A 25,642-nucleotide genomic window follows, 5' to 3' on the forward strand; every position below is an offset into this window, starting at 1 on the left:
GGTCAGCCGCGGCGGACGCGCGGGGCCGGCTGGCAGCGGGGGCAGAAGTAGCTGGAGCGGTTCATCCACGGGCGGCGGCGCACGGCCGTGCCGCAGCGGCGGCAGGGCTCGTCCTCCCGCCCGTACGCGTCGAGCGAGCGCGCGAAGTAGCCGGACTCGCCGTTGACGTTGACGTACAGGCTGTCGAAGCTGGTGCCGCCCTCGGCGAGGGCCGCGTTCATCACGTCCCGGACGTGGCCCAGGAGTTCGGTGCTGCGGGGGCGGGTGAGGGTCGCGGTGGGGCGGTCGTAGTGCAGCTTGGCGCGCCAGAGCGCCTCGTCCGCGTAGATGTTGCCGACGCCGCTGACCAGGGACTGGTCCAGCAGCGCCCGCTTGACCGTCGTACGCCTGCGCCGCAGCGCCGTGTGGAAGGCGGCCTCGTCGAACTCGGGGTCGAGCGGGTCGCGGGCGATGTGGGCGATCGCGTCGGGCAGCCCGCCCGGGGTGTCCGGGTGGAGGGAGAGGCCGCCGAAGGTGCGCTGGTCGACGAAGCGGAGCTCGCCGCCCTCCGGGTCGTCGAAGGTGACGCGGATGCGCAGGTGCTTCTCGTCGGGCGCGGTGGCGGGCTGGACGAGCAGCTGGCCGCTCATGCCGAGGTGCGCGAGCACGGAGCTGCCCTCGTCACCCAGCGGCAGCCACAGGTACTTGCCTCGGCGGCGGGCCGGGCCGAGCGGGCGGCCCCGGAGCCGGGCGGCGAAGTCCTCCCCGCCCGCGAGGTGCCGGCGCACCGACCTGGGGTGCAGCACCTCGACCTCGTCGACGGTGCGGCCGCCGGCCCAGCGTTCCAGGCCCCGGCGTACGACCTCGACCTCGGGCAGCTCGGGCACGTCTCTCCTCGGTTGCTCGGGACACCGCACGGCGCGCGGGCGCGGCGGCGTCACACGGCCAAGGGTCGCACCCCGCGACGACACCGGTCCCGTCCCCGGGTGCGGGAACGGGACCGGTGCGGTGCCGCTGTGTACGTCGTCCGGCCCGCGGGCCGGGGCGCCGCGGGTCAGGAACCCGCTGCCACCCCGGAGCCACCGGCGGCGGACTTCTTCTCGCGCTCGTCCGCCGCGGAGCGGATGGCGCACCAGGCGGTCTCCGCCGCCTGCTGTTCTGCTTCCTTCTTGCTGCGGCCGGTGCCGGTGCCGTACGCGACACCACCGACGCGGGCGGCAGCAGTGAAGACCTTCTCGTGGTCCGGACCCGTCTCGGTCACCACGTACTCGGGGACGCCGAGGCCCTCGGCCGCGGTCAGTTCCTGAAGGCTGGTCTTCCAGTCCAGTCCTGCACCGAGGTTGGAGGACTCCTCGATCAGCGGGTCGAAGAGCCGGTGGATCAGCTCGCTCGCCGCGTCCAGCCCCTGGTCGAGGTAGACCGCGCCGATGACCGCTTCGAGGGTGTCGGCGAGGATCGAGGCCTTGTCCCGGCCTCCGGTCCCCTCTTCACCGCGGCCGAGCCGGATGAAGGCGCCGAGGTCCAGCCCCCGCGCGACGCCCGCGAGGGCGCGCGAGTTGACCACCGCGGCGCGCAGCTTCGCGAGCTGCCCCTCCGGGAGGTCGGGGTGGGCCTGGTAGAGCGTGTCGGTAACGACGAGCCCGAGGACGGAGTCGCCGAGGAATTCGAGGCGCTCGTTGGTGGGCAGGCCGCCGTTCTCGTACGCGTACGAGCGGTGCGTCAGCGCACGCACCAGAAGGGCGGACTCGAGCTGATAGCCGAGCCGCCCTTCCAGAAGCGTGTGGGACGAGGCCGAGTCCACCAGATCCGCCGGTGCCGTGGCACCCCCGCCGCGGCGGGAGGTGTTTCCAGGCGTACGGGCGTCTGACATGGAGCCTGTCACCCGCCGATCAGACCTCGAGGACCTGTCGCTTGTTGTAGGTGCCGCAGCTCGGGCACGCGATGTGCTGCTGCTTCGGCTCCTGGCAGCGCTCGCACTTCACCAGGTTCGGGACCGCAGCCTTCCACTGCGACCGGCGGTGGCGCGTGTTACTGCGCGACATCTTCCGCTTCGGAACAGCCACGGCTACTTCTCCTGTGAGTCATCCCCGCCGTCGCGGGGCACGTCCTTCTCGTCGTCCTTCATGGACGAGGCGAGTTCCTGCAATGCCGCCCAACGGATGTCGACGGCTTCCTCATGGTGGTGATCCGGGTCGTCCGCCAGCCGCGCCCCGCAGTCGGGGCACAGACCGGGGCAGTCTTCCCGGCACACCGGCTGCAGCGGCAGTGACAGCACCACCGCGTCCCGCAGCACGGGTTCGAGGTCGAAGAGGTCGTCCTCGAGGTAGAGCGGGCCCTCCTCCTCGGCGTCGTCGCCGGTGTCCACGTTCTCGTGGCTCCGGTCGTCGGCGTCGGGGTAGGAGAACATCTCCTGGAATTCCACTTCGCATTCCTGCGAAAGCGGCTCCAGACACCTTACGCACTCCCCCTTGAGCGGGGCATGGGCGGTACCTGTGACAAGTACCCCTTCCATGACCGACTCGAGACGGAGCTCGATCTCGATCGACGCGTCGTCCGGCACCGCGATGACTTCGGTGCCGAGATCCCCGGGGGAATCGACCGTGCGGGAGAGCCGCTTCATCGCACCAGGCTGCCGCCCCAGCTCGCGTGTATCGAACACGAGCGGGGACCGATGGTCGAGCTGGGCGTTCAGGGCTTCCTGCTTTCTACGGCTGGGGCTGTCCGGTCCTGTTGCCTCCGGGCAGCCGTCATCGCTGAGGTACGCGTGACCGAGGAGCCAGGATACTGGACGCCGCGCTCTCGGCCCAATCGTGGGCGGCGGGCCCGGGACGCGGGCCCGCGCGCCCGGCGTCAGCGGCCGAAGCCCTGCTCCTGCTCGTACTGCCGCACCTGGTTGATGTCGATCATGCTGGTGTCGAAGAGGCTGGTCTCGTCGAGCTGCGGGGGCTGCTGCTGGGCCGGATAGCCGCCCGGGGCGTAGCCCTGCTGGGCCTGCTGCACCGCCTGCTCCCCGAAGTACGGGTCCGGCTGCGCGTAGTACGGGTCCTGGCCCTGGTAGCCGTACGGATCCTGGCCCGCGTAGTACGGGTCGTACACGGGCTGGGCCGGGGGCTGCGGCATCTGGCCCGCCGGGGGCTGCTCGGGGAAGCCCGGGACCTGCTGGGCCGCGTACGGGTCGGGGGCGGCCGCCGCCGCGGGCTGGGCCGGGGGCGGGTAGGCGGGGAAGCCCTGCGGGGGCGCGGGACGGCCGTACGGGTCCTGGGGTGCGGGCTCGGGGGCGACGGGGGTGCCGATGGAGGCGAGGTCGGCGAGGTAGTCCGCGTCGCTGGTGTGCAGGCGCGGGTCGTCGCCGTCCTGGGCCGAGAGGTGGGCGCCGAGCTCGTCGGCCGGCTGGTGGCCCTGGAGGGTGCGGCGTCCGCGGCCGACGGCCTCCAGGGTCTTGGCGAGGACGGCGGAGACGGAGCCGAGCCGGGCGTCGACGTAGGAGTCGGCGCGCTCGCGCAGCTCCTGCGGGTCGGCGGTGCGCTCGGGGGCGTCCGCGGCGAACTGCTCGTTCCACTCCTCGGCGCCGGGGCCGCTGCCCAGCAGCTTCTCGCGGCCGCGCTCGACGGAGCCGATGGTCTTGCTGAGGACGACCTCGAAGTTGGCGAGCTTGCTGTCGACGTAGTCGTCGGCCTCGGCGCGGACCTCCTCGGCCTCCTTGCGGGCGGCGGCGAGGATGCGGTCGGCCTCCTCCTGGGCGCCGCGCGCGACCTCCGTGCCGGAGACCATCGACTCACGTTCGGTGCGGGCCGAGTCGATGATCCGCTCCGCCTCGGTCCTGGCCTCGGCGACCATCTGGTCGCGGCCGCCGAGCAGTTCCTGCGCCTGGGCGAGGGAGCCGGGCAGCGCCTCGCGCACTTCTTCGAGCATGGCGAGCAGTTCGGCCCGGTTCACCACACAGGAGGCCGACATGGGCATCGAGCGGGCACCGCTGACGGCCGCCACGATCTCGTCGAGTTTCTGCGATACGTCCACGGGGCCGACTGTACGGCCAGGGGGCCCGGGCAAGACAGCCGCGAGGGCGAACGCCCGTGCGCGGGGCGGGGGTTCAGGCGGCGCGGAGTTTCCCGGCCAGGGCCTGGTGCACGGGTTCGGGGACCAGGTGCGAGACGTCGCCGCCCCAGGTCGCCACCTCCTTGACCAGGCTGGAGGAGAGGAAGCTGTAGGTGGGGTTCGTCGGCACGAACAGGGTCTCGACGCCGGAGAGCCCGTTGTTCATCTGGGCCATCTGCAGCTCGTAGTCGAAGTCGCTGACGGCGCGCAGGCCCTTGACGATCGCGGGGATGTCGCGCTCCTTGCAGAAGTCGACGAGCAGCCCGTGGAACGCCTCGACCTCGACGTTGCCGAAGGAGGCGGTGACCTCGCGGATGAGCTCCATCCGCTCCTCGACGGAGAAGAGCCCCTGCTTGGCCTTGTTGATCATGACGGCGACGTGCACGACGTCGTACAGCTTGGAGGCCCGTCCGATGATGTCGAGATGCCCGTTCGTGATCGGGTCGAAGGACCCTGGACAGACTGCGCGGCGCACTGGCTCTTCCTCGCTCTCCGGACATTCGGGGGCCCGGGGGGCGGCCCCGGCAGGTCTGGTCATGACGCGGGAGTAACTTCCCGGACGGCGGCGCGACCGTACCAGAGCGTGCCCTCGCCGTAACGACGGGACCGCAGTCCCTCGAAACCCTCGGGCCAGGTGAACTCGCCGCCTCGTGTGCTGCGTTCCACGGTGGCCAGCGCGTCCTCGGACAGCCAGCCCCGGGTACGGAGTGTGAGGAGTGTCTCGCGGAGATCGTCGTCGGTGACGGCGTACGGCGGGTCGAGGAAGACGAGGTCGTAGGGCTCGGCGGGGGCCGGGCCGGCGAGGATCTGTTCGGCCTTGCCGGTGCGGAGTTCGGCGCCGGGCAGGCCGAGCGCGCGGATGTTCCCGGCGACGACGCGGGCCGCGCGGGCGTCCGCCTCGACGAGCAGGACGTGCGCCGCGCCGCGGGAGAGCGCCTCCAGGCCGACGGCGCCGGAGCCGGCGTACAGGTCGAGCACGCGGAGCCCGCGCCAGGCGCCCGCGCCGCCCAACTGCGCCTCCCAGCTGGAGAACATCCCCTCGCGGGCGCGGTCGGAGGTGGGGCGGGTGCCGGTGCCGGGCGGGACGGTCAGCCGTCGGCCGCCTGCGGTACCGGCGATCACGCGGGTCATGGGGCGAGGTCCTTCGTCGGTGGTGGGTTCCGGGCAGCTGGGAACGTTCCCAGGTGATCGAGCATTGCACGCGGGCGGTCGGGACGCGTCCGGCGGCCGGGGAGGGCGGTCACCCCTTGTCGAGGTAACCCTCGCGTTCCTCGTCGAGGAGGGCGTCCAGGGCGGTGCGGAGTTCGGGGTGCTTCTCCAGGTCCGGGTCCTCGGTGACGAGGGCGGTGGCCTCCTCGCGGGCGGCGGCGATGACGTCCTCGTCCTCGACGACCGTGAGCATCCGCAGCGAGGTGCGGGCGCCGGACTGGGCCTGGCCCAGGACGTCGCCCTCGCGGCGCTGTTCCAGGTCGATGCGGGAGAGCTCGAAGCCGTCGAGGGTGCCCGCGACGGCGTCCAGCCGGGAGCGCGCGGGGCCCGCCTCCGGTGCCTCCGTCACCAGCAGGCACAGCCCGGGGGCCGAGCCGCGGCCGACGCGGCCGCGCAGCTGGTGCAGCTGGGAGACGCCGAAGCGGTCCGCGTCCATGATCACCATGGCGGTGGCGTTGGGGACGTTGACGCCGACCTCGATCACCGTCGTCGCGACGAGGACGTCGACCTCGCCGGCGGCGAAGCGGCGCATCACCTCGTCCTTGGCGTCCGGCGCCATGCGGCCGTGCAGCGCCTCGACGCGCAGCCCGGCGAGCGGTCCGGCGGTGAGCTGCGCGGCGATGTCGAGGACGGCGAGCGGGGGCCGCTTCTCCTCGCCGTCCGGGGAGTCGGCCTCGTCCTCCGCCGCGTCCCCGGGGAGTTCGGTGTCCGCGCCGCGGGCGTCGTCCTCGTCGCCGATGCGGGGGCAGACGACGTACGTCTGGTGGCCCGCCTCCGTCTCCTCCCGGACGCGCTCCCAGGTGCGGGTGAGGAAGTGCGGTTTGTCCCGCGCGGGGACGACGTGCGAGGCGATCGGCGAGCGTCCGGCGGGGAGTTGGTCGAGGACGGAGGTCTCCAGATCGCCGAAGACGGTCATCGCGACCGTGCGCGGGATGGGCGTGGCCGTCATGACGAGGAGGTGCGGGGGCTGCTTGCCCTTGGCGCGGAGCGCGTCCCGCTGCTCGACGCCGAAGCGGTGCTGTTCGTCGACGACGACGAGGCCGAGGTCGTGGAAGCCGACCTTGTCCTCGATGAGCGCGTGGGTGCCGATGACGATCCCGGCCTCGCCGGTGGCGAGTTCGAGCAGCGCCTTGCGGCGCGCGGCGGCGCCCATGGAGCCGGTGAGCAGCACGACCCTGGTGCCGGCCTCGCTGCCGCCGAGCATGCCCGCCTCGGCGAGCTCGCCCATCATCTCGGTGACCGAGCGGTGGTGCTGCTGGGCGAGCACCTCGGTGGGCGCGAGCATCGCGGCCTGGCCGCCCGCGTCGACGACGGCGAGCATCGCGCGCAGCGCGACCAGCGTCTTGCCGGAGCCGACCTCGCCCTGGAGCAGCCGGTGCATGGGGTGTTCGGTGGCGAGGTCGGCGAAGATCTCGCGGCTGACGTGCTGCTGGCCGTCGGTGAGCGTGAACGGCAGCCGGGCGTCGAAGGCGTCGAGCAGCCCGCCCTCGACGGGGACGCGGGGCGCGGCGGGGAGTTCGTCGTCGGCCAGGCGGCGGCGGGCGAGGGCGACCTGGAGGACGAACGCCTCGTCCCACTTCAGCCGGGCCCGCGCGTCGGCGAGGTCGGCGCGGCTGCGCGGCCGGTGCGCCTTCTCGAACGCCTCGGGCAGCGGGAGCAGTTGGCGCTGTTCGCGGACGGCGGCGGGCAGCGGGTCGACGAGGCCGCTCCAGCCGGTGGCCTCCATGGAGCTGAGGACCGTCTGCACGCAGCGGGCGATCTGCCAGGACGCGAGCTGGGCGCAGGCCGGGTAGAGCGGCATCAGCCGGTTCGCGAAGGCGTCGACCTCTTCCTCGGCGCCGTCCTTGCCGAGGAGTTCGTACTGCGGGTGCGCGAGTTGCAGGCGGTGGTTGAAGACGCTGACCTTGCCGGCGAACATCGCGTGCCGCCCGGGCAGGAGTTCGTGCTGCGGCTTGTGGATGCCCTTGCCGAAGAAGACGAGCCGGAGCCTGCCGTACCCGTCGGTCAGCTCGACCTCCAGGCGCTTGCCCCGGCCCCGGTTGTACGTGTGCGCCGTGGCCTTCACGACCTGCGCGACGACGGTGACGTGTTCGTCGAGGGGCAGGTCGGACAGCTGGGTGAGCTGGCCGCGCTCCTCGTACCGCCTCGGGTAGTGGTGCAGGAGGTCGCCGACCGTACGCAGGCCGAGCCGCTCGGCCATCACCTTCGCGGTCTGGCCGCCGACGACTTTTGTCAGGGGTTCTTCGAGCGCTGGCACGTCCCCCATTGCACACCATGGCACCGACAGCCCGGGCCGCACCGGCGCCGGGCGCCCCCGTCCCGCGGTCGTCGCGCCGTCATTCGACGCCGACGAGCAGCGGGGCCGAGGGCTGGCGCCCCTCGTGGACGACCGTGTCGACGGCGAGGTGGCCGCGCCGCACCTGCCCCTCCAGCCGCCGCGCGAGCCCCGCCGGGTAGCGCTCGCCGAGGACGAGGGTGACGAGTTCGCCGCCCGCCGCGAGCATCCGCTCCAGCACCTCGGCCGCGACCTCGGCGACGCCGGTGCCGATCACCGCCACGTCGCCGTCGACCAGCCCGAGGACGTCCCCGGCCTGGCAGATGCCCGCCGTCGTCCAGGACCGGTGCTCGGCGACGGTCACCTCGCCGTACCGGGTGGCGCCCGCGGCGGCGGTCATCGCGACGACGTCCTCGTCGAAGGCGCGTCCGGCGTCGTGCACGGCGAGCGCGGCGAGGCCCTGCACGGCGGCGCGGGTCGGGATGACGGCGACGCGCAGGCCCCGCGCGCGTGCCTCCTCGGCGGCGCGTGCCGCGGCCGCGTGCAGCTCGCCGCCGTTGGGCAGCAGCACCATCTCCCGCGCCCCGGCGGCGCGGGCCTCCCCGGCGGCGCCGAGCAGCGGCGCCGGGTCCCCCGACGCCGGTTCGGGCAGCCGGACGACGTACGCGCCGGCCTCCTCGTACAGCCGGGCCAGCCCCTCGCCGTGCACGGCGGCGACCACCGCGCGCCGCACCCCGGAGCCCGCGGTTCCGGCGGCCCGGGCCTCGGGGGCCGCCGTCTCCGGCTGCCCGCACGGCGTCCCGCCGTCCCCGGCCGCCAGGTACGTGACGCGGACGCGGTGCGGGCGGCCCGCGCCGATGCCCGCCTCGACGGCGGCGCCCGCGTCGTCGGTGTGCACGTGGACGCTCCACAGGCCGTCGCCGCCGCCGATGACGAGCGAGTCGCCGAGCGCGTCGAGGGCGGCGCGCAGGGTGCGCACCGCCTCGTCGTCGGCCTCGTCGAGGAGATACATCACCTCGTACGCGGGGCCGCCGGGCGCGCCTTCCCCGCCGAGCGCCGGGCGCGCGGCGGTACCGGCCGGCCGGGTCTCGACGGCCCCGCCCACCAGGGCGCCGAGGATGCGCACGAGCCCCTCGCCGCCCGCGTCGACGACGCCCGCGGCGCGCAGCGCGTCGAGGCGCCCCGTGGTCTCGGCGAGCGCGGCGCGCGCCCCCTCGTACGCGGCCCGCGCGACGTCGGTCACGTCGCCGTCGGCGGCCCGGGCAGCGGCCTCGGCCGCCGCGTCCGCGACCGTGAGCATCGTCCCCTCGACGGGGCGGGCCACGGCGGCGTACGCGGAGTCGGCGGCGCGGCGCAGGACGCGGCACAGCAACTCGGGGGCGGGGGTGTGCGGGGCGCCGTCCTTGGCGTCCCCGGTCTCCTCGCGCAGGGCGTCGGCGGCGCCGCGCAGCAGCTGGGCGAGGATCGTGCCGGAGTTGCCGCGGGCGCCGAGGAGGGCGCCGCGGGCCAGCAGGTCCAGGGCGTGGGACGGGCCGGGGTCCTCGGGTGCCGCGGGCGCGTCCGCGAGGGTGCGGGAGGCGGCTTCGAGGGTGCCGAGGAGGTTGGTGCCGGTGTCTCCGTCGGCCACGGGGAAGACGTTGATCGCGTCGATCTCCTCGCGCCCGGCGCGCAGCGCGTCGAGCGCGAGCCCGCACCAGGCGCTCACGGTGGCGGGGTCGATCGGCTGCGGCACGTGGGACCTCCTGTGCGGCGGGCGGGACGGCAGCCGGATCGGCTGCCCGAAGGCTAGCCGTGCGGCCGTGCCCGTACAGGGGGTGGGGGCGGATGGGGTCGCCCGGACCGTGCTAGTTTCGCTGTTCGTGAGCGGCCGTTGTATGCTGCTCCGGTTGCCTGATGTTTATCAGGCGTCATTACCTGCCTGGCACTGCCGGAATCTCTGATCCCGCGCCGCCGGGATTTTCCGTAAGTGCATCTGAAGTCTTTGGAGTGACCCGTGGCTGCCAACTGCGACGTCTGCAGCAAGGGGCCGACCTTCGGCAACAACATCTCCCACTCGCACCGTCGCACGCGCCGTCGCTGGAACCCGAACATCCAGCGGGTGCGTGTCGTGGTCGATGGGACGCCGAAGCGCCTCAACGCCTGCACCTCGTGCATCAAGGCCGGCAAGGTCGCGCGCTGACGTAACGCAGCGCGCCACCGAGCCGGTTGCCGAAAAGCCGGTCCGCGTCAGCGGGCCGGCTTTTTGCTGTGCCCGCACAACGGGCCACCGCCACCGGCCAGTTGCGCTGAGTGACGAAGCGGCCCGGTTCACTCCCCGTGCCGCAGCCGCCACCCGTGGTCGACGGGCCCGAGGCCGGCGCCGAGCGGGAAGCCCGCGGCGATGGCGCCCGTCACGTACTCCTTGGCCGCCGTCACGGCCGCCGGGACGGACAGTCCGCGGGCGAGGTACGCGGCGACGGCGCTGGCGAGGGTGCAGCCGGTGCCGTGGGTGTGCCGGTTGTCGTGACGGGGCGCGCGCAGCCAGTGCGACTCGGTGCCGTCGGTGAGCAGGTCGACGGCGTCGCCCGCCAGATGACCGCCCTTGATCAGCGCCCACTGCGGCCCGTACCCGAGGACGGCCTCGGCGGCCTCGGCCATGTCCGCCTCGCCGGCGACGCGGACGCCCGTGAGCTGGGCCACCTCGTCCAGGTTGGGCGTGACGACGGTGGCGGCGGGCAGCAGCTTGCTGCGGACGGAGTCGAGCGCCTCGGCGGCGAGCAGCGAGTCACCGTGCTTGGAGACGCCGACGGGGTCGACGACCACGGGCGCCGCCGTCCCCGCGAGCAGCCCGGCGACGGTCTCGACGAGCCCGGCCGAGGCGAGCATCCCGGTCTTCACCGCCTGGACGCCGATGTCGTCGGCCACGCTGCGGTACTGGGCGGTGACGGCCTCCGCCGGAAGCTCCCAGAAGCCCTGCACGCCAAGGGAGTTCTGCGCGGTCACCGCGGCGACGACGCTCATGCCGTGCGTGCCGAGGGCCAGCATGGTCTTCAGGTCCGCCTGGATTCCGGCGCCGCCGCCCGAGTCGCTTCCGGCGACGGTGAGCACTCGGGGCGGCGCGGTCTTCTGGTGCGCGGGGCTGTTCATACGCACGAAGGTAACGGCACTCCCCCGCGCCCCGGCGCCCGCCCCCGCGCCGTCAACTCCCGTGCGGGAGCGCCCCGGAAGCGGTCAGGCGTCCGGGTCGTCGCCGAAGTGGTCCCAGCCGCCCGCCTTGTCCCAGTGTGCGCCGTCGACCGTCACGTACGGCAGCGCGGACGGGGCGAGGACCTCGCCGATCTTGCGCCAGCGGGCGGGGAGTTTGGTGTCGGCGGGGAAGGTGGCGACGATCGCGTGGTCCTCGCCGCCGGTGAGCACCCAGTGCAGCGGGTCGACGCCGACGGCCTGGCCGATGTCGGACATCTGCGCCGGGACGTCGAGCCGGCACGAGCTGAGGTCGATCCGGACCTTGCTGGCCTCCGCGATGTGCCCGAGGTCGGCGATGAGTCCGTCGCTGACGTCCGTCATCGCGGTGGCGCCGAGCGCGGCGGCCGCCGGGCCCGCGTGGTACGGCGGTTCGGGCCGCCGGTGCGCCTCGACGAAGGCGCGCGGCGAGCGGAACCCCCGGGAGAGCACCGCGTGTCCGGCCGCCGACCAGCCCAGCCAGCCGGTGACGGCGACGGTGTCGCCGGGGCGCGCGCCGGAGCGGGTCACGGGATCCTGGTTGCGCATGTCACCGAGCGCGGTGATGGAGACGGTGATGACGTCCCCGCGGACGACGTCGCCGCCGACCACCGCGGCGGAGGCGACCTGTGCCTCGTCACGGATGCCGTCCATCAGCTCCGTCGGCCAGTTGGCGGGGAGTTCGGCGGGGGTGACGAGGCCGAGCAGCAGGGCCGTGGGCACGCCGCCCATGGCCGCGATGTCCGCCATGTTCTGCGCTGCGGCCTTTCTTCCCACGTCGTACGCTGTAGACCAGTCGCGGCGGAAATGCCTGCCCTCCAGCAGTACATCCGTACTGGCGACGACGCGGCGGTCGGGCGCCGCGACCACCGCCGCATCGTCGCCGGGACCGATACGCACGGCGGGGGTCGTGGTCAGGCGGGAGGTCAACTCCCGGATCAGACCGAACTCTCCGAGCTCTCCGACCGTGCCCGGGGTACGGGGACGCCCCCCGGGGTGGCCCCCGCTCAGATCCTGCATCACTTCGCCCTTTCGCGTATCAGCCTCTGCGTGATCACTCCGCCGTGATCATTACGCCGTCACCACGTGGCCGCTCCCGGCGATCCCGGAAGCCGTCCGCGGTGCGGGTCTCCCCCGCGGGTACGACCGCGCGGTACCGTGACGCGTCGCACCCCCCATGATCCCCCCACCCGTGAATCCTCGTAGCCGCCCTGGAGGTTCCGTGGTACAGGCGTACATTCTGATCCAGACCGAGGTCGGCAAGGCCTCGACGGTCGCCGAGGTGATCGGCGCGATCTCCGGCGTCCTCCAGGCCGAGGACGTGACGGGTCCGTACGACGTGATCGTGCGTGCCCAGGCCGACACGGTGGACGAGCTGGGACGCTTGGTCGTCGCCAAGGTGCAGAAGGTCGAGGGCATCACGCGCACCCTGACCTGCCCCGTGGTCCATATCTAGCCCCCGGCTATGCTCGCCCGGTGAGCACTGCGACCCGCCGGGCACCCGTCGTATCCCTGGCCGCCCTCGCCACGTTCGTCCTGGCCGGCTGCTCCGCCACCGGCGAGGGGCCGTCCGATCCGAAGCCCTCGGGCAGGGCCGCGGCCGACTGCCGCGCGCTCCACGAGCGGCTGCCGGAACGCGTCACCGGACAGGACCGGAACGCGCTCGATCCCGAGTCGAAGTACACGGCCGCGTGGGGTGATCCGGCCGTGGAACTCCGCTGCGGAGTGCCCCGGCCCGAGGTCCTCACGCCCGGCAGTGAACATTACAACCCGACGACGGAGGCAGCGGAAGTCAACGGCGTCTCCTGGCTCATCGAGGAGCGGGAGGACGGCTACCGCTTCACGACCACCGACCGCAGGGCGAACGTCGAACTGACCGTCCCCGGCGCGTACGCGCCCGAGACGGGCGCCCTCGTCGACCTGGCGAAGGCCGTCCGCGACAGCGTCCCGGACAAGAACTGACCGACGGCGGCGGACCGCAGCGCGCACCCGGCGCGGGCTCACGGCCCCGGCGCCCGCGGCACCCGCGCGAGCGGGGCCACCACCGCGTGATGCCGGGCCCGGAGTGCTCCGGACCCGGCATCCGGGCGGGAATTCAGCGCAGGCCGGTGCGGCGGGAGAGGGCCTGCTGGATGAGGCGGTCGACGAGCTCGGGGTAGCTGACCCCGCTCTCCTGCCACATCCGCGGGAACATCGAGATGGGCGTGAAGCCCGGCATCGTGTTGATCTCGTTGATGACGAACTCGCCGTCCTCGGTGAGGAAGAAGTCCGCGCGGACCAGCCCCTCGCAGGACGCCGCCTCGAAGGCACGGACGGCCAGTTCGCGCACCCGCTCCGTCTCCTCGGGCGTCAGCGGGGCGGGCACCACACCGGAGGCCGAGTCGATGTACTTGGCCTCGAAGTCGTAGAAGTCGTGCGCGCTCACCGGCGGGATCTCGGCCGGGACGCTGGCCCGCGGCCCGTCCTCGAACTCCAGGACACCGCACTCGATCTCGCGCCCGCGCAGCAGCGACTCGACGATGACCTTGGGGTCGTGCCGCCGCGCCTCCTCCATCGCCTCGTCGAGCCCGCCGATGTCGTCGACCTTGGTGATGCCCATCGACGAACCGGCCCGCGCCGGCTTCACGAACACCGGCCAGCCGTGCTCACCGGCGAAGTCGACGACCTTCTTGCGGGCCGCGCCCGGGTCGGCCTCCCACTCGCGCGGCCGGATCGTGACGTACGGGCCGACGGGCAGGCCGAAGGAGGTGAAGATCCGCTTCATGTACTCCTTGTCCATGCCGACCGCCGAGGCGAGCACGCCCGCGCCGACGTAGGGCACACCCGACAGCTCCAGCAGCCCCTGAAGGGTGCCGTCCTCGCCGTACGGGCCGTGCAGCACGGGGAAGACGACGTCGACCTCGCCGAGCGTCTTGGGCACCGTGCCCGGCTCGCTGTACGTCACCTCGCGGCTGCCGGGGTCGACGGGCAGGACCACGCCGCCCGTCGGGGAGTCGGCGAGCTCCCGTACGTCGGGGAGGCGGCGGTCCTCGATCGCCATCCGCTCGGGGTCGTCGGCCGTCAGGGCCCAGCGCCCGTCCCGGGTGATGCCGATGGGCAGCACCTCGTACGCGGATCGGTCGATGGCTCCGAGGACGGCGCCCGCCGTGACGACGGAGATCGCGTGCTCGGAACTGCGTCCGCCGAAGACCACGGCGACACGGGGCTTGCGTGAGGGGCTCTGGCTGCTCATAACGCGTCGACTTTACCTGTTGGTCCCAAGTGCGTCAGGAGCCGGAACGCCGTGGGCGGCGCGTGTCAGGCACGCTCCGGCTTGGCGCTGCGCGACATCAGCTCCTTGAGCGCGACGTGCGGCGGCTTGCCGTCGTGCACGATCGCGACCACCGTCTCGGTGAGCGGCATCTCCACCCCGTGCCTGCGCGCCAGTTCCCGTACGGACTCGCAGGACTTGACGCCCTCCGCGGTCTGCTTCGTGACCGCGATCGTCTCCTGCAGCGTCATGCCCCGCCCGAGGTTGGTGCCGAAGGTGTGGTTGCGGGACAGCGGCGAGGAGCAGGTCGCCACCAGGTCGCCCATCCCGGCCAGTCCGGCGAAGGTGTGCGCGTCGGCGCCCATCGCGAGCCCGAGCCGGGTGGTTTCGGCGAGACCGCGGGTGATCAGCGAGGCCTTCGCGTTGTCCCCGAGCCCCATGCCGTCGGCGATGCCGACCGCGAGCGCGATGACGTTCTTGACCGCGCCGCCGAGTTCGCAGCCGACGACGTCGGTGTTGGTGTACGGGCGGAAGTACGGGGTGTGGCAGGCCGCCTGGAGCCGCTGGGCGACGCTCTCGTCCGCGCAGGCGACGACGGAGGCGGCGGGCTGCCGGGTGGCGATCTCCTTGGCCAGGTTGGGCCCGGTGAGGACGGCGACCCGCTCCGGGCCGACGCCGGTGACCTCGGAGACGACCTCGCTCATCCGCTGCGCCGTGCCCAGTTCGACGCCCTTCATCAGCGAGACGAGCACGGTGCCGGGGTGCAGCAGCGGCGTCCACGCCTCCAGGTTGGCGCGCAGCGTCTGGCTGGGGACGGACAGCACGGTGAACTCGGCGCCGCGCGCGGCCTCGGCCGGGTCGGTGGTCGCGGTGACGTTCGCGGGGAGTTCGACGTCGGGGAAGTAGTCGGGGTTGACGTGCCGCTCGTTGACCGCGTCGGTCACGGAGCTGCGCCGGCCCCACAGGGTCACCTCGCAGCCCGCGTCGGCGAGCACCATGGCGAAGGCGGTGCCCCAGGATCCGGTGCCGAATACGGCGGCTTTGGTCACGCTTTCTCTCCCTCGGCGGCGGCGGTGCCGCCCGTGGGCCGCTCCGCGTTCCGCGCCTGTTCGCTCTGTTCGTCCCGCTGTTCGTCCCGCTCGTCCCGTACCGCCGTGCCGCCGGCCCGCTGCCGCTTCGCGGCGACGGCCCTGCGGTGGTCGTAGCGCTCGGCGGGCGGCTCCTCGCCGCGTACGTCGGCGAGTTGGGCGGTGATCGCGTCCATGATGCGGTCGGTGACCTCGCGCAGCACGGCGGCCGTCGGCTCCTGGTCGTAGAACTCCGACAGGTCGACGGGCGGGCCCGCCTGCACGGTGAGCGTCTTGCGCGGCAGCAGCCGGATCTTCTTCCGCTTCGCGTACGGCGGCATCGCGTGGTTGGCGCCCCACTGCGCGACGGGGATCACCGGTGCCCGGGTGAGGAGGGCGACGCGGGCGGCGCCGGTCTTGCCCTCCATCGGCCACATTTCGGGGTCGCGGGTGAGGGTGCCCTCGGGGTAGAAGGCGACGCATTCACCGCGTTCGATGGCGTCGACGGCGGCCCGGAATGCGCCGACGGCGTCGGCCGACTCACGGTAGACGGGGATCTGTCCGGTGCCGCGCATGACGGCGCCGACGAATCCGTCGCGGAAGAGCCCGACCTTCGCCAGGAATCGCGGTACGCGCCCGGTGTTGTACTGATAGTGCGCGTAGGAGAGCGGGTCGAGATAGGAGTTGTGATTCACGACGGTGATGAATCCACCGTCGGCCGGGATGTGTTCCGTTCCCCGCCAGTCCCGCTTGAACAACACTATGAGCGGCGGTTTCGCCAGAACCGCGGCCAGGCGGTACCAGAAGCCGATTCTGCGGCGGGACACCCGGACACCATCTCCTCTTGCCTGTTCGACAACCGCGCGGGGCGATCCCCCCGTACGGCGTCGGGCAGTGTCGCCCCCGGCCCGGCACCTTGTCGAGCACACTGTCCGTCTCCGTCTGTCGTGCACACCGTAACCCCGGGCGTGATGCGTCGCCCCGGCAGCAGGCGAGAATGGTCGGCGATGCCGGCGAAGTCAGTACCGCGTTCCCGCTCCGCGCCACAGGCGTGGAGCCTCGTCGTGCCGCTGAAACCCCTTGTACGCGCCAAGAGCAGGCTCGCCGGGGCCACCGGCGACGCGGCGCGGCAGCGGCTCGCGCTGGCGTTCGCACAGGACACCGTGCGGGCCGCGCTGACGTGCGCGGCCGTACGGGATGTGGCAGTTGTCACGGACGATCCGCGCGCGGCACGGGTGTTGGGCGCGCTGGGCGCCCGCATCGTGCCCGACCTCCCCGCGAGCGGCCTCAATCCGGCACTGGCCCACGGGGCCCGCGCCGTACGGGAATCCGCGCCGGACGCCGCGGTGGCGGCGCTCAACGCGGATCTTCCCGCGCTCCGTCCGGCGGAATTGGAACGGACGTTGAATTACGCCGGGAATTACCGGCGGGCCTTTCTCGCCGACGCTGCCGGAATAGGAACGACCCTGCTCACCGCATTGCCCGGCGTCCCGCTGCGCCCCCGTTTCGGCGGCCCGTCCCGGCAGGCGCACCGCGCCTCGGGCGCCGCCGAGATCGCACTGCGCGGCACCGAGTCGGTCGAGAGCGTGCGCCGGGACGTGGACACCGGGGAGGACCTGGTGGCCGCTCTGCGCCTGGGAGTCGGCCCGTTCACCGCCCGCTGCGTGTCCTCTAGGCTTCCGGGTATGCAGGCCACCTCGTACACCTACGACCCCGAAACGCGTTCCGGCAGCGTGCTGCTCGACGACGGAACGCCCCTCCCGTTCGACACCGCCGCGTTCGACGCGGGCGGGCTGCGACTGCTGCGCGTGGGCCAGCGGGTGCGGATCGAGGTGGAGGGCGAGGGCGACGCGCGGCGCGTCACGTTCATCACGCTCCAGACGCTCTGACGCACCCCGCACACACGCCCGCCGGGCCGGGCTCCTGAAGGGGAGCCCGGCCCGGCGCTGTGGGTACCGCGTATCGGGAGGGGGACGGCCCCGTGACGGGGCCCGCCCCGGCCTCAGCGCTTGCGCGCGGTGGTCTTCTTGGCGGTCGTCTTGCGCGCGGTGGTCTTGCGCGCGGGGGCCTTCTTCGCCGTGGTCTTCTTGGCGGGGGCCTTCTTGGCGGTGGTCTTCTTCGCCGCCGTGGTCTTCTTGGCGGGAGCCTTCTTGGCCGGGGCCTTCTTCGCGGTCGTCTTCTTCGCCGCCGCGGTCTTCTTGGTCGCCGCCTTCTTCGCCGCCGTGGTCTTCTTGGCGGTGGTCTTCTTGGCTGCCGCCTTCTTCGCCGGGGCCTTCTTCGCGGTCGCCTTCTTGGCGGTGGTCTTCTTCGCCGCGGCCTTCTTCGTCGCCGCCTTCTTCGTGGAAGTGCCACCCGAGAGGCTGCCCTTCGGGGCCTTCTTCACGGCGACGTCGTTCTTCGGCAGCTTCTTCGTGCCGGCGACCAGCTCCTTGAAGCCCGCGCCCGCGCGGAAGCGGGGCACCGCGGTCTTCTTCACCCGCACCCGCTCCCCCGTCTGCGGGTTGCGGGCGTACCGCGCCGGGCGGTCGACCTTCTCGAACGAGCCGAAGCCGGTGACGGAGACCCGCTCACCGGAGACGACCTGACGAACGATCGCGTCGAGTACGACATCGACGGCGTCCGCGGCCTGCTGCCGTCCACCGAGCTTGTCCTGGATTGCTTCGACGAGCTGCGCCTTGTTCACGTCTTCCCCTTCGGAGGCATTACAGGAACGAATGCGTTCCAGCTTTTTCGCACGCTAGGCAGATATATACCGCAAATCAAATACGAAACGGGCGAATCACCCTTGTGTCGCAATGAACTGCCCCGTCACGTACTCGTGTCAGAGCCCGCACCGGACTCCGGGTCGGGGTACCGGCCCGCGTCGATGTCGGCCATCAACCTGCCAAGACGCCGCTCCGCCGCGGCGAGATCGTGCTTTGAAGCTGCCGTGATGACGAGCAGCTTCCTCGTGAGCGCCACCCGTACGCCCTCCGGGACTTGCAGTTGACGCACCCTGGTGTGCGCCTCTTTCAAGCGGGCGGCGAGCCGGTCGTAGAGCTCAAGTTGACCGTCGCGTTCCATGCACAGATTGTGCCATCTAGGGCGAGTTGTCGCTTCGCGGGGCCTCAACACACGTGAAGCGCCCCCCGTCACCGGTGACGGGGGGCGCTTCATCCGCGGCCTGCCGCGGGCCGTTGAGCTGGGCTCAAGCGGCTTGTGTCCGGGGCTTGAACGCCGCTCGTCCGGACTCGTAACCGGCGATGGCGTCCTCGTTCTTCAGGGTGAGGGAGATGTCGTCCAGACCCTCCAGCAGACGCCAGCGTGCGTTCTCGTCGAGGTCGAAGTCGGCCTCCACGCCCTGCGCGAGGACCTTCCGCCGCACCAGGTCGACGGTCACCTCGGCGGTCGGGTCGGACTCGGTCAGCGCCCACAGCCGCTCGACGGTCTCCTGCGGCAGGACGACCGTCAGCAGGCCGTTCTTCAGGGAGTTGCCGCGGAAGATGTCCGCGAAGCGGGACGAGATGACGGCCTTGAACCCGTAGTTCTGCAGGGCCCACACGGCGTGTTCGCGCGAGGAGCCGGTGCCGAAGTCCTGCCCGGCGACGAGGACCGTGGCGCCCTGGTACGCGGGCTGGTTGAGGACGAAGTCCCCGTCCTTGCGCCAGGCTTCGAAGAGCCCGTCCTCGAAACCGTCGCGGGTGACCTTCTTCAGCCAGTGGGCCGGGATGATCTGGTCGGTGTCGACGTTGCTGCGGCGCAGCGGCACGGCCCGGCCGGTGTGTGTGGTGAAGGCTTCCATGACTCTCAGACTCCCGCGGGCTGTGCGGCTTCGGACAGGTCGGAGGGCGAGGCGAGGCGGCCGATGACGGCGGTCGCCGCGGCCACCTGCGGGGAGACCAGGTGGGTGCGGCCGCCCTTGCCCTGCCGGCCCTCGAAGTTGCGGTTCGAGGTGGAGGCGGCGCGCTCGCCGGGCTTGAGCTGGTCGGGGTTCATGCCCAGGCACATCGAGCAGCCCGCGTGCCGCCATTCGGCGCCCGCCGCGGTGAACACCTTGTCCAGGCCCTCCTCGACGGCCTGCAGCGCCACCCGTACCGAACCGGGGACGACCAGCATCCGGACGCCGTCGGCGACCTGGCGTCCGTCGAGCACCGCGGCGGCCGAACGCAGGTCCTCGATACGGCCGTTGGTGCAGGAGCCGACGAACACCGTGTCCACGGAGACGTCGCGCAGCTTCTGTCCCGCGGTGAGGCCCATGTACTCCAGGGCCTTCTCCGCGGCGTACTTCTCGCCGGAGTCGGTGAAGGACGCCGGGTCGGGCACGTCGGCGGAGAGCGGGGCTCCCTGGCCGGGGTTGGTGCCCCAGGTGACGAACGGGGCCAGTTCGTCCGCCTCGATGACGACCTCGTGGTCGAACGCGGCGTCCTCGTCGGTGCGCAGCGTCTTCCAGTACGCGACGGCCGCGTCCCAGTCGGCGCCCTCGGGGGCGTGCGCGCGGCCCTTGACATAGGCGAACGTGGTCTCGTCCGGGGCGATCATGCCCGCGCGGGCACCGGCCTCGATGGACATGTTGCAGATCGTCATCCGCGCCTCCATCGAGAGCTTCTCGACGGCCTCGCCGCGGTACTCGATCACGTAGCCCTGACCGCCGCCGGTGCCGATCTTCGCGATGACGGCGAGGATCAGGTCCTTCGCGGTGACGTCCTCGGGCAGTTCGCCGTTGACGGTCACGGCCATCGTGCGGAACGGCGCCATCGGCAGCGTCTGCGTGGCCAGGACGTGCTCGACCTGGCTGGTGCCGATGCCGAAGGCGAGCGCGCCGAACGCGCCGTGCGTGGAGGTGTGCGAGTCCCCGCAGACCACCGTCATGCCGGGCTGCGTCAGCCCCAACTGCGGTCCCACGACGTGGACGACGCCCTGCTCGACGTCGCCCAGCGGGTGCAGCCGGACGCCGAACTCGGCGCAGTTCGCGCGCAGCGTCTCCAACTGCGTGCGGGAGACGGGGTCGGCGATGGGCTTGTCGATGTCGAGGGTCGGTGTGTTGTGATCCTCGGTCGCGATGGTGAGATCCGTGCGCCGGACCGCGCGGCCGGCCTTCCGGAGGCCGTCGAACGCCTGCGGGCTGGTCACCTCGTGCAGCAGGTGCAGATCGATGAAGAGAAGGTCCGGCTCGCCCTCGGCGCGCGTGACGACGTGGTCGTCCCAGACTTTCTCAGCGAGTGTCCGTCCCATCGCTTTCCCTCCGGTCGGCGGCGATGCCGACCACATGTCGAGATCCATTACCCCACCGGATCCCCGGCGTCCGGTGGGGATCGCCTCTACAGCGTGGCGGGTTCCGCGCCGATGTGAACTTGCGTTTCATACTGTGAGACGCGAGTATCGACGCATGGACAACTCTAGTGGCGTCGGTGTTCTCGACAAGGCCGCGCTCGTGCTGAGCGCTCTGGAGTCCGGTCCGGCCACCCTCGCCGGGCTGGTCGCGGCCACCGGGCTCGCGCGCCCTACGGCGCACCGGCTCGCGGTCGCCCTCGAACACCACCGCATGGTGGCCCGTGACATGCAGGGCCGCTTCATTCTCGGCCCCCGGCTCGGCGAACTGGCCGCCGCCGCCGGTGAGGACCGCCTGCTCGCCTCCGCCGGGCCGGTGCTCACGCACCTGCGCGACGTGACGGGCGAGAGCGCGCAGCTCTACCGCAGGCAGGGCGACATGCGCATCTGCGTCGCCGCCGCCGAGCGGCTCTCCGGCCTGCGGGACACCGTCCCCGTCGGCTCGACGCTGCCGATGAAGGCGGGCTCGGCGGCCCAGGTCCTGATGGCCTGGGAGGAGCCCGAGCGGCTCCACCGCGGCCTGCAGGGCGCCCGGTTCACCGCCACCGCGCTCTCCGGCGTACGGCGCCGCGGCTGGGCCCAGTCCACCGGCGAGCGCGAGCCGGGCGTCGCCTCCGTCTCCGCGCCCGTACGCGGCCCCTCGAACCGCGTCGTCGCCGCCGTCTCGGTCTCGGGCCCGATGGAGCGGCTGACGCGCCACCCGGGCCGGATGCACGCCCAGGCGATCGTGGACGCCGCGGCGCGGCTCAGCGAGTCCCTGCGCCGCACCACCTGACGCGCCCCACGCGCACCCGAGCGACGGAGCCCCGGCCCGGCGAACTCACCCGCACCACGCGGCAGTTCGGCCGGCCGGGGCTCCGCCGTTGCGTTCGTCACCTACGCGCGGCGCCACGCTTCGTCAGCGGCCGGACACCGTGCGCGGCCCCCAGCCCGTACGCCGGCATGTCCGAGTACAGGGTGTCGCAGCGCTCCGCCGGCACCACGTAGGTCTCGTGCCAGATCCCCACGTGTCCCGCGCCGTTGCGCGCGCGGCGGTTGAACTCGGCCCAGGCTGGCCGGTGTTCACGCTCCGCGTCCGCCGCGTAGGCGTAGAGCTTCTCCCGCGACTCCCAGTACTGCGTGACGGCGAACTCCCGTGGCGGCAGCCCCGTCAGCCGGTAGCCGAGCAGCCCGCTGTCCTCGTCGCGCGCCAGCTCCCGCAGCATGCGCGGCATCGCGCGGAAGACCGGCACCCAACTGCGCGGCGCGCTCAGCCTGTTGATCCGCATCCCGATCAGGAAGACCACGACGTCCCCCTGCACGTCCGCGGTCGTCCGCCCCGCGTGCACCGTCGTCGCACCCATGGTTCCGCACCTCCTCAAGCCTTTGGATAGCGTCACTATCCATGCTTGGATAGTGCTCCTATCCGAGGTGATACGCAACACCTTCCGGGAAACTCGGACGGAAAAGCGGAAAGAGCGGCGAGAAATGCGGCTGGCAGAACTCAGCGAACACAGCGGACTACCGACCGCGACAATCAAGTACTACCTCCGCGAGGGATTGCTCCCGCCCGGACGCCGCGTCAGCGCGACGCAGTCCGAGTACGACGAAAATCACCTGCGCCGGCTCCGGCTGGTCCGCGCACTGATCCAGGTCGGCGGCCTCCCGGTCAGCACGGCCCGCGAGGTGCTCGCCGCCGTCGACGACGGCTCCCGGGATCTGGACTCCCGCCTCGGAGCGGCCGTGAACGCCCTCCCGCACGGCAAGGAATCCACGGACCCCGGGAACGACGTCTCCGCGGCCGCGGCCGCCGAGACCGCCCGTGAGCTGGTCTCCCGGCTCGGCTGGGACCTCGCCCCCGCCTCCCCCGCGTACCGGATGCTGCTGCGCGCCGTCGCCGGACTGCACCGGCTCGGCTACCCCTGCGACCTCGGCAGCCTGATGCCGTACGCGCGCGCCGCCGCGGACATCGCGGTGAGCGACCTGGACCTGGTGGAGAGCCTGGAGACGACGGACGCGCGCATCGAGGCCGCCGTGGCCTGCACGGTGCTGTACGAACCGGTGCTGCTGAGCCTGCGGCGGCTGGCGGAGGCGGAGGAGTCCAACCGGCGCTTCGGGGGCGGGAGTCGGTCCGGCCAGGAGTGAAGTCCCCCGCGCCGGGCGCTCCCTGGGGCGCGGGGCGTCCGCGCGCACGAAGAAGGCCCCCCGCTTTCGCGAGGGGCCTTCTCGACCGAGTACCCCCGACCGGATTCGAACCGGCGCTACCGCCTTGAGAGGGCGGCGTGCTAGGCCGCTACACAACGGGGGCCTCTTGCTGATCCCTTGAGAGGATCCGTACCCCCGACCGGATTCGAACCGGCGCTACCGCCTTGAGAGGGCGGCGTGCTAGGCCGCTACACAACGGGGGCATCGATCTTGCAAAGAGAAAGATCGAAGCTGGGCTACCAGGACTCGAACCTAGACTAACTGAACCAGAATCAGTCGTGCTGCCAATTACACCATAGCCCACCAAGATTCAATCCCCACCCACATGCTCTGCGGGGATCTTCTCCGGGTGACCGCCTCGGTGCGGGGCCTTTTTTCGGCCCGTCCCCTCGGCGACGTGGAAAACATTACCCGATCGCGGCCCGAGCACCAAAACGGGTTCCGCAGGAGGCCACAGCACCCCTTCCGCACCACCCGTCACCCCCTCCGGCACCGGCCGCCGGCGCACGGCCACCACCTCCCGCACACCCCAACTGGCCACGCGGGCACCGCGCCCAGCCGCGAGCGCCCCGCACACTCCCGCCCACGGCCCGCAGCGCCCTCGTACGCGCCCCGGCCACCCACGTCCACGCGCAGGCGCCCACGTACCCGCACAGGACGGCTCGTACGTCCGCAGGGCGCCCCGCGGACGGCGAAGGGGCCGGGCGCCGCTCGTGAGCGGTGCCCGGCCCCTTGTGCCGGTGAACGGGAGGGTTACTCCGCGAGCTTCTTCATCGCGGCGTCCACCCGGGCCAGGGTGCGCTCGCGGCCGAGGACCTCCAGCGACTCGAAGAGCGGGAGGCCGACCGTGCGTCCGGTGACGGCGACGCGGACCGGCGCCTGGGCCTTGCCGAGCTTCAGCCCGTGCGCCTCACCCGCGGCCAGCACCGCGTCCTTCAGCGGCTCGGCCTTCCACTCGGCCTCGGCGAGCTTCTCGCGGGCCGTGGCCAGCAGCTCGGCGGCGCCCGGCTTCATCGCCTTCTGCCAGGACTTCTCGTCCTCCACCGGCTCGTCGAGGAAGAGGAAGTCGACGTTGGCGGTGATGTCGGAGAGGACCGTCAGACGGGTCTGCGCGAGCGGGGCCAGCTCCTCGAAGGCCGCGCGGTCGAACTTCTCCGGCGCCCACGGCGCGTGCGGGGCGTTCAGCCACGGCTCGCAGGCCGCGACGAACTCGGCGACGGGGAGCTCGCGCAGGTGCGTGGCGTTGATCGCCTCGGCCTTCTTGAGGTCGAAGCGGGCCGGGTTGGCGTTGACGTCCCCGATGTCGAACGCGGCGACCATCTCGTCGAGCGAGAAGATGTCGCGGTCCTCGGAGATCGACCAGCCCAGCAGGGACAGGTAGTTGAGCAGTCCCTCGCGCAGGAAGCCGCGCTCGCGGTAGAGGTTGAGCGAGGACTCCGGGTCCCGCTTGGAGAGCTTCTTGTTGCCCTCGCCCATCACGTACGGCAGGTGCCCGAAGCTCGGGACGGTGCCGTTGCCGATGCCCAGTTCGGCGAAGGCGCGGTAGAGCGCGATCTGCCGGGGCGTGGAGGAGAGCAGGTCCTCGCCGCGCAGGACGTGGGTGATCTCCATCAGCGCGTCGTCGACCGGGTTCACCAGGGTGTACAGCGGGGCGCCGTTGGCGCGGACGATGCCGTAGTCGGTGACGTTCTCCGGCGCGAAGGTCATCTCGCCGCGCACCAGATCGGTGAACGTGATCGGCTCGTCGGGCATCCGGAAGCGCACGATGTGGGTGCGGCCCTCCGCCTCGTACGCGGCGGTCTGCTCGGCGGTCAGCTCGCGGCAGGCGCCGTCGTAGCCGGAGGGGCGGCCCTCCTTGCGGGCGGTCTCGCGGCGTACCTCCAGCTCCTGCGGGGTGCAGTAGCAGCGGTACGCGTGGCCGCTGTCCAGCAGCTTCCCGGCGACGTCGCGGTAGATGTCCATCCGCTGCGACTGCCGGTACGGGGCGTGCGGGCCGACCGGCTCGCCGGTGCCGTCGTGGAACGCGGTGGGGCCCTCGTCCCAGTCCAGGCCGAGCCAGCGCATGGCGTCGAGCAGCTGCTCGTAGGACTCCTCGGAGTCGCGCGCCGCGTCGGTGTCCTCGATCCGGAAGACGAGGGTGCCGCCGTGGTGGCGGGCGAAGGCCCAGTTGAAGAGGGCGGTGCGGACCAGGCCCACGTGGGGGTTGCCGGTCGGGGACGGGCAGAACCGAACCCGTACGTCGCTGGTCGGGGTCGGGGTCGCGTCAGTCACGCTTGACTACCTTGTTGGTGAGAGTGCCGATGCCTTCGATGGTGACGGCGACCTCGTCGCCGACGTTGAGGGGGCCGACGCCCGCCGGGGTCCCGGTGAGGATCACGTCACCGGGCAGCAGGGTCATGGCCTCGGAGATGTGCACCACGAGGTCCTCGACGGAGCGGATCATCTCGCTGGTGCGGCCCAGCTGGCGCTGCTCGCCGTTGACGGTGCACATCAGGCCGAGGTCGGCCGGGTCGAGTTCCGTCTCCACCCAGGGGCCGAGCGGGCAGGAGCCGTCGAAGCCCTTGGAGCGGGACCACTGCTGCTCCGTGCGCTGCACGTCACGCGCGGTGAGGTCGTTGGCGCAGGTGTAGCCGAGGACGACGTCCCGCACGCGCTCGCGCGGGACCTCCTTGCACATGCGGCCGATGACGACGGCCAGCTCCGCCTCGTGGTGCAGCTCGGAGGAGAACGAGGGGTAGGTCACGGCGTCGCCGGGGCCGCAGACCGAGGTGGAGGGCTTGAAGAAGACCACCGGCTCCTCGGGCACCTCGTTGCCCAGCTCCTTGGCGTGCTCGGCGTAGTTGCGGCCGACGGCGAGGACCTTGTTGGGCAGGACGGGCGGAAGCATCCGCACCTTGTCCATCGGGAGCTTCTGGCCGGAGCGTTCGAAGTCGGCGAAGGGGTGGCCCTTGATGATGTCGAGGACGGGGCCGCCCTCGGTGTTCGCGTCCCCTTCCACGACGCCGAAGGCGACGTTTCCGTCGAGGGAGAATCTGGCGATACGCACGGTGTGGGCTGCCCCTTCACTGACCTGGG

26 protein-coding genes, 3 tRNA genes and 1 pseudogene are annotated in these 25,642 nt (G+C 72.3%); 6 read left to right on the plus strand and 24 right to left on the minus strand.

Annotation, left to right across the window (positions count from 1 at the left end; translation table 11 throughout):
- Positions 1-2 precede the first annotated feature (2 nt).
- From mutM to HCC30_RS21365, 9 genes are all read right to left on the minus strand, one after another.
- Positions 3-866, minus strand: a complete 864-nt coding sequence (mutM, locus tag HCC30_RS21325) for a bifunctional DNA-formamidopyrimidine glycosylase/DNA-(apurinic or apyrimidinic site) lyase (protein ID WP_169444236.1) — start codon at positions 864-866, stop codon at positions 3-5.
- 167 nt (positions 867-1,033) lie between these two features.
- Positions 1,034-1,849, minus strand: coding sequence for a ribonuclease III (gene rnc / locus HCC30_RS21330; RefSeq protein WP_169444237.1), 816 nt, complete (start codon positions 1,847-1,849; stop codon positions 1,034-1,036).
- Positions 1,850-1,868: 19 nt separating this feature from the next.
- Complete coding sequence (gene rpmF, locus HCC30_RS21335) at positions 1,869-2,042, minus strand: 50S ribosomal protein L32 (RefSeq protein ID WP_169444238.1); 174 nt, start codon at positions 2,040-2,042, stop codon at positions 1,869-1,871.
- A 2-nt stretch (positions 2,043-2,044) separates the two neighbouring features.
- A complete protein-coding gene (locus tag HCC30_RS21340) occupies positions 2,045-2,599 on the minus strand; it encodes a DUF177 domain-containing protein (RefSeq protein ID WP_169444239.1) in 555 nt (184 codons plus the stop codon).
- A 230-nt stretch (positions 2,600-2,829) separates the two neighbouring features.
- The gene (locus HCC30_RS21345; protein WP_169444240.1) at positions 2,830-3,996 is read right to left on the minus strand and encodes a cell division initiation protein; all 1,167 of its coding nucleotides are present in this window, start codon (positions 3,994-3,996) and stop codon (positions 2,830-2,832) included.
- 73 nt (positions 3,997-4,069) lie between these two features.
- A complete protein-coding gene (coaD, locus tag HCC30_RS21350) occupies positions 4,070-4,549 on the minus strand; it encodes a pantetheine-phosphate adenylyltransferase (protein WP_169444241.1) in 480 nt (159 codons plus the stop codon).
- A gap of 59 nt (positions 4,550-4,608) precedes the next feature.
- Positions 4,609-5,205 carry a 16S rRNA (guanine(966)-N(2))-methyltransferase RsmD gene (rsmD, locus tag HCC30_RS21355; protein ID WP_169444242.1) on the minus strand — a complete coding sequence of 199 codons (597 nt, stop codon included), beginning with the start codon at positions 5,203-5,205 and terminating at the stop codon, positions 4,609-4,611.
- A gap of 109 nt (positions 5,206-5,314) precedes the next feature.
- Positions 5,315-7,549 (minus strand): ATP-dependent DNA helicase RecG, encoded by a 2,235-nt coding sequence (recG, locus tag HCC30_RS21360; protein ID WP_169444243.1) that lies wholly within the window; start codon positions 7,547-7,549, stop codon positions 5,315-5,317.
- 70 nt (positions 7,550-7,619) lie between these two features.
- Positions 7,620-9,290 carry a DAK2 domain-containing protein gene (locus HCC30_RS21365; RefSeq protein WP_169444244.1) on the minus strand — a complete coding sequence of 557 codons (1,671 nt, stop codon included), beginning with the start codon at positions 9,288-9,290 and terminating at the stop codon, positions 7,620-7,622.
- 261 nt (positions 9,291-9,551) lie between these two features.
- Between HCC30_RS21365 and rpmB the strand changes: the two genes are divergently transcribed.
- On the plus strand, positions 9,552-9,737 hold the full coding sequence (gene rpmB / locus HCC30_RS21370) for a 50S ribosomal protein L28 (protein ID WP_169444245.1): 186 nt from the start codon (positions 9,552-9,554) through the stop codon (positions 9,735-9,737).
- Positions 9,738-9,865: 128 nt separating this feature from the next.
- Here rpmB and thiD read toward each other — a convergent pair whose 3' ends face one another.
- A complete protein-coding gene (thiD, locus tag HCC30_RS21375) occupies positions 9,866-10,684 on the minus strand; it encodes a bifunctional hydroxymethylpyrimidine kinase/phosphomethylpyrimidine kinase (protein WP_169444246.1) in 819 nt (272 codons plus the stop codon).
- A gap of 84 nt (positions 10,685-10,768) precedes the next feature.
- Positions 10,769-11,779, minus strand: coding sequence for a thiamine-phosphate kinase (locus HCC30_RS21380; RefSeq protein WP_169444247.1), 1,011 nt, complete (start codon positions 11,777-11,779; stop codon positions 10,769-10,771).
- 202 nt (positions 11,780-11,981) lie between these two features.
- Between HCC30_RS21380 and HCC30_RS21385 the strand changes: the two genes are divergently transcribed.
- Together HCC30_RS21385 and HCC30_RS21390 are read left to right on the plus strand one after the other, a co-directional pair.
- A complete protein-coding gene (locus HCC30_RS21385) occupies positions 11,982-12,215 on the plus strand; it encodes an Lrp/AsnC ligand binding domain-containing protein (protein ID WP_169444248.1) in 234 nt (77 codons plus the stop codon).
- 20 nt (positions 12,216-12,235) lie between these two features.
- Entirely contained in the window at positions 12,236-12,721 is a 486-nt protein-coding gene (locus HCC30_RS21390) for a DUF3515 domain-containing protein (protein ID WP_346776740.1), read from the plus strand.
- Positions 12,722-12,854: 133 nt separating this feature from the next.
- Here the strand turns inward: HCC30_RS21390 and HCC30_RS21395 are convergent, their stop codons facing one another.
- The 3 genes from HCC30_RS21395 to HCC30_RS21405 all read right to left on the minus strand — a co-directional run bounded on the left by HCC30_RS21395 (position 12,855) and on the right by HCC30_RS21405 (position 15,903).
- On the minus strand, positions 12,855-13,991 hold the full coding sequence (locus tag HCC30_RS21395; protein WP_169444249.1) for a D-alanine--D-alanine ligase family protein: 1,137 nt from the start codon (positions 13,989-13,991) through the stop codon (positions 12,855-12,857).
- A 65-nt stretch (positions 13,992-14,056) separates the two neighbouring features.
- Complete coding sequence (locus tag HCC30_RS21400) at positions 14,057-15,058, minus strand: NAD(P)H-dependent glycerol-3-phosphate dehydrogenase (protein WP_169444250.1); 1,002 nt, start codon at positions 15,056-15,058, stop codon at positions 14,057-14,059.
- A complete protein-coding gene (locus tag HCC30_RS21405) occupies positions 15,055-15,903 on the minus strand; it encodes a lysophospholipid acyltransferase family protein (protein ID WP_169444251.1) in 849 nt (282 codons plus the stop codon). Before HCC30_RS21405 ends, HCC30_RS21400 begins: the two co-directional genes overlap by 4 nt.
- A gap of 180 nt (positions 15,904-16,083) precedes the next feature.
- Between HCC30_RS21405 and cofC the strand changes: the two are divergent.
- A pseudogene (gene cofC, locus HCC30_RS21410) lies at positions 16,084-16,737 on the plus strand (2-phospho-L-lactate guanylyltransferase); the annotation flags it as partial.
- A gap of 341 nt (positions 16,738-17,078) precedes the next feature.
- Here cofC and HCC30_RS21415 read toward each other — a convergent pair.
- The 4 genes from HCC30_RS21415 to leuC all read right to left on the minus strand — a co-directional run bounded on the left by HCC30_RS21415 (position 17,079) and on the right by leuC (position 20,287).
- Positions 17,079-17,759, minus strand: a complete 681-nt coding sequence (locus tag HCC30_RS21415; protein ID WP_169444253.1) for an HU family DNA-binding protein — start codon at positions 17,757-17,759, stop codon at positions 17,079-17,081.
- Positions 17,760-17,884: 125 nt separating this feature from the next.
- Positions 17,885-18,139, minus strand: coding sequence for a hypothetical protein (locus HCC30_RS21420; RefSeq protein ID WP_169444254.1), 255 nt, complete (start codon positions 18,137-18,139; stop codon positions 17,885-17,887).
- Positions 18,140-18,263: 124 nt separating this feature from the next.
- Positions 18,264-18,857, minus strand: coding sequence for a 3-isopropylmalate dehydratase small subunit (gene leuD / locus HCC30_RS21425; protein ID WP_169444255.1), 594 nt, complete (start codon positions 18,855-18,857; stop codon positions 18,264-18,266).
- Positions 18,858-18,862: 5 nt separating this feature from the next.
- Complete coding sequence (leuC, locus tag HCC30_RS21430; RefSeq protein WP_169444256.1) at positions 18,863-20,287, minus strand: 3-isopropylmalate dehydratase large subunit; 1,425 nt, start codon at positions 20,285-20,287, stop codon at positions 18,863-18,865.
- A 154-nt stretch (positions 20,288-20,441) separates the two neighbouring features.
- On the opposite strand from leuC, the gene ndgR reads away from it, so the two are divergent.
- On the plus strand, positions 20,442-21,158 hold the full coding sequence (gene ndgR / locus HCC30_RS21435) for an IclR family transcriptional regulator NdgR (protein ID WP_169444257.1): 717 nt from the start codon (positions 20,442-20,444) through the stop codon (positions 21,156-21,158).
- Between the two features lie 97 nt (positions 21,159-21,255).
- On the opposite strand, the gene HCC30_RS21440 is transcribed toward ndgR, so the two are convergent.
- Complete coding sequence (locus tag HCC30_RS21440; protein ID WP_169444258.1) at positions 21,256-21,726, minus strand: DUF4188 domain-containing protein; 471 nt, start codon at positions 21,724-21,726, stop codon at positions 21,256-21,258.
- A gap of 124 nt (positions 21,727-21,850) precedes the next feature.
- Here HCC30_RS21440 and HCC30_RS21445 point away from each other — a divergent pair, with 124 nt between their 5' ends.
- Positions 21,851-22,507: a MerR family transcriptional regulator gene (locus HCC30_RS21445; RefSeq protein ID WP_169444259.1), complete on the plus strand. Its 657-nt coding sequence runs from the start codon at positions 21,851-21,853 to the stop codon at positions 22,505-22,507.
- 90 nt (positions 22,508-22,597) lie between these two features.
- On the opposite strand, the gene HCC30_RS21450 is transcribed toward HCC30_RS21445, so the two are convergent.
- From HCC30_RS21450 to HCC30_RS21470, 5 genes are all read right to left on the minus strand, one after another.
- Positions 22,598-22,670: transfer RNA gene (locus HCC30_RS21450), tRNA-Glu, on the minus strand.
- Between the two features lie 27 nt (positions 22,671-22,697).
- Positions 22,698-22,770: transfer RNA gene (locus HCC30_RS21455), tRNA-Glu, on the minus strand.
- Positions 22,771-22,798: 28 nt separating this feature from the next.
- Positions 22,799-22,870 (minus strand) — tRNA-Gln (locus HCC30_RS21460).
- A gap of 450 nt (positions 22,871-23,320) precedes the next feature.
- Positions 23,321-24,838, minus strand: a complete 1,518-nt coding sequence (gene gltX / locus HCC30_RS21465; protein WP_169444260.1) for a glutamate--tRNA ligase — start codon at positions 24,836-24,838, stop codon at positions 23,321-23,323.
- On the minus strand, positions 24,831-25,613 hold the full coding sequence (locus tag HCC30_RS21470; RefSeq protein WP_169444261.1) for a fumarylacetoacetate hydrolase family protein: 783 nt from the start codon (positions 25,611-25,613) through the stop codon (positions 24,831-24,833). Before HCC30_RS21470 ends, gltX begins: the two co-directional genes overlap by 8 nt.
- Between the last annotated feature and the right edge of the window lie 29 nt (positions 25,614-25,642).

Origin of the sequence: Streptomyces sp. HNM0574, assembly GCF_012726235.1 — a bacterium.
In the GTDB taxonomy this organism is placed as follows: Bacteria; Actinomycetota; Actinomycetes; order Streptomycetales; family Streptomycetaceae; genus Streptomyces.